The organism is Brooklawnia sp. (genome assembly GCF_049651565.1).
GTDB lineage: Bacteria > Actinomycetota > Actinomycetes > Propionibacteriales > Propionibacteriaceae > Brooklawnia.
Genome location: NZ_JBASCI010000010.1, coordinates 1 through 2,952 on the forward strand (window position 1 = coordinate 1; position 2,952 = coordinate 2,952).

The window sequence follows — 2,952 nt, forward strand, 5'->3', positions numbered from 1 at the left end:
CCGACGGCAAAACGCATGGACGCCACACACCCCACCAAGGGGCGCTCCCGGCACGCAGCCTAAGAACCAGCCGACTGATGGTCAGGATCCAACCACCGCAACAGCGGTACCACCACCCTGACACTGAGAGAGGGCAACCTACAGCCAGCCAGGCTCAGCGCATGCCCCGATTCGGGTATAGCAGTCTGCCGGCTGGGGATCGTCAGCATCGGTGCAGGTCTCGTTGCGGCAACAAGGCCCGCCGGGATTCGAGCAGGACCCTGCGCGCTGGTTAGGGTCAATAGAGTGACTGATTCCGCCCGGCCTGCCCCGAAGCGGCCGTCGCGGGCGGTTCGGCTGCTCGTCCCGATGGCCGCAACCATCGCTGTCGTCGTGGTTGCAGTCGTCTGCGCGTTCATCCTGCAGCTGTCCACGCACCTCGATTTCTTCGCCGGCTGGCGCACCCGCGCCTCGTCCGATGTGCTCGTCGAGCCGCTGGACGTCGCGTTCATCGCGACCGCGATCGCCGGCGCCTGGGCCCTGCTTGGACGCCTGAAGTGGGCGCTGGCGTTGGTGACCGGCTCGGCCACGCTGCTCGCCGGGATCAGCCACAGCAAGGTCGTCCTGCGGCATGAGCCGCTCTTCCCGGCCGACCACGGATTCGTCAGCAACTCCGGTTCGCTGCTGGGCATGGTCGATCCCACCTCCGCGCTGGGTATCGCGATCGGCGTGGTGGGGGCGGCGTCCACCGTTGCGGTGATCGGACGCCTGATATCGCGGCTGCTCCCGCAGCACTGGCTCCGGGCTGTCCAGCACCTCCCCAGGTGGCGGCTACTGGCCGTCCGGGGCATCGCGCTGGCGGTGTCCCTCGCGCTCCTGCTGCACGGGACGCAGTTCAACAAGCCGAACAACCTGTGGCGGACGCTGTACGACCAACAGGCCGACTGGATGTCCTGGAGCCAGCTGCACAACTACCGGAGCAACGGCTTCGTCGGCGGCTTCCTGTACAACATGCCGGCCGAGGTGATGGGCGAGCCGGGCGGCTACGACGCCGAGGCGATGGCCGCCATCAGCGCGCACTACTCCGAGCGCGCCGACCAGATCAATGCCGAACGAACCGGCTCGCTGGCCGACGCCAATGTGGTCTTCATCCTCTCGGAGTCGTTCAGCGACCCATCCCGGCTGGCGGGCTTCACCCTCGCCGAGAACCCGATCCCGGTCACCCAGCGGGTGATGGCGCAGAACATCTCGGGCACGATGTACGCCCAGTCGTACGGGGGCGGAACCTCCACCATGGAGTTCGAGTCGCTCACCGGTCAGTCGGTCGGCCTGTTCAACTCGCAGGTGACCTCGCCGTACCAGATGATGGTCGGCGACCAGGCGACCTACCCGTCGATGGTTGGCGCGTTCGCGGAGCTGGGCCACCGCACGGTGGCGATCCACTCCTTCAGCCTCGACATGTACAAGCGCAAGCAGGTCTATGTCGCGTTCGGCTTCGACGAGGTGATCGACGACGCGGCGATGCAGTCCCAGGAGATCATCGGCGACAACAGCTACCTCAGTGACGCGGCCGCTTTCGACGAGGTGCTGCACCAGCTCGACCGCCACGATGGTCGGGAGTTCGTCAACCTGGTCACGATGCAGAACCACGGCACCTACTACGACCTCTATCCCGACCCAATCGAGTCGGACATCCCGGACCCCGAACGGGCGGCGGTTTACGGGCAGTACGCCCGGGGCCTGGCGCACACCGACAGCGCGCTGGCCGACTTCCTGGCCCAACTCCAGGCCCGGGATGAGACCACGATCGTGGTCTTCTACGGAGACCACCAACCCGGCATCATCCCGCAGGATGTGCTGGACGTCAACGAACCCGACGCGGCCTTCCGGACCCCTTTCTTCGTCTGGAACAGCAGCACCCGTCGCGCCGACACGGTCGACGCCATCGGGCCGGCGATGTTCCTCCCGCTGGTCCACGAGTCGGCCGATGCGCCGGTCTCGCCCTACCTCGCCCTGCTGGACGAGGCCCGGCACGCAGTTCCGGTCATCCAACCCGCCCGAACCCTGGACGCGCATGGGTCGCCGGTCGACCTGGACGCCCTGGACCCCGACACCGCCGCGACGGTGGAAGCCCTGCGCATGGTGCAGTACGACTTCTCCGTAGGTGAGCGCCACGCCGTCGGGACGATGTGGCCGGGCGCGATCGTTCGGGACCTGGACTAGTCGCTGCGCAGCTCGGGAATTCCGGTTTTGGCACGCTGGAGTGGCATCTGCAGCAGTTGAATCGATGTAAGCCAGGTTCAGCGTGCCAGAACCGGAAACTCAGTTGAGTGCAGCACCGTGGTGCACGACCTCACCGGCACCTGTGGGCCGCCGGGGTGTGGACATCCCGGCATCTCCGGCGCACCATGGGGCATGGACCAGGCAGAGGCCCCCGTGCTGGAGCTGGGCACCCAGCGCACCGGCGTGCTGACGGCACTGTGGCATTCGACGCACCCCGGACCGTGCGTGGTGGTGACGACGCTGACCTTCGCGCTCGGGGTGGCGGTCGGGCTGGAGCCGTGGCGGCTGGTGCTGCTGGCGGCGGCCGTCCTCGCCGGCCAGTTCTCGATCGGGCTGTCGAATGACGTGATCGACGCCGACCGTGACCGGGCGAGCGGTCGCACCGACAAGCCGATCGCGCAGGGTGTGGTCAGCAAGCGGGTGGCCTGGCACGCGGCATTGGCGTGCCTGGCGGTGGCGGTGCTGCTCTCGGTGCCGCTCGGGCTCGCGATGGTGCTGGCGCACCTGGCAACGATCGGCGCGGCCTGGCTCTACAACGCCGCACTGAAGCGGAGCGTGTTCTCGCTGCTGCCGTTCCTGAGCTTCGGCCTGTTGCCCTCGCTGGCCACCCTGTCGGCGCCAGACCCGCAGGTCGCTGCGCCCTGGGCAACCGCCGCGGGCTGCGCGTTCGGGGTGGCGGTGCACCTGACC

At 68.0% G+C, this 2,952-nt stretch carries 2 protein-coding genes; both read left to right on the forward strand.

The window, feature by feature from the left end; genetic code table 11:
- Positions 1-285 precede the first annotated feature (285 nt).
- Positions 286-2,202 (forward strand): LTA synthase family protein, encoded by a 1,917-nt coding sequence (locus WBL05_RS00475; protein WP_424223034.1) that lies wholly within the window; start codon positions 286-288, stop codon positions 2,200-2,202.
- 192 nt (positions 2,203-2,394) lie between these two features.
- Positions 2,395-2,952: UbiA family prenyltransferase (locus tag WBL05_RS00480; protein WP_424223035.1), on the forward strand; the 558-nt coding region annotated here is incomplete at its 3' end.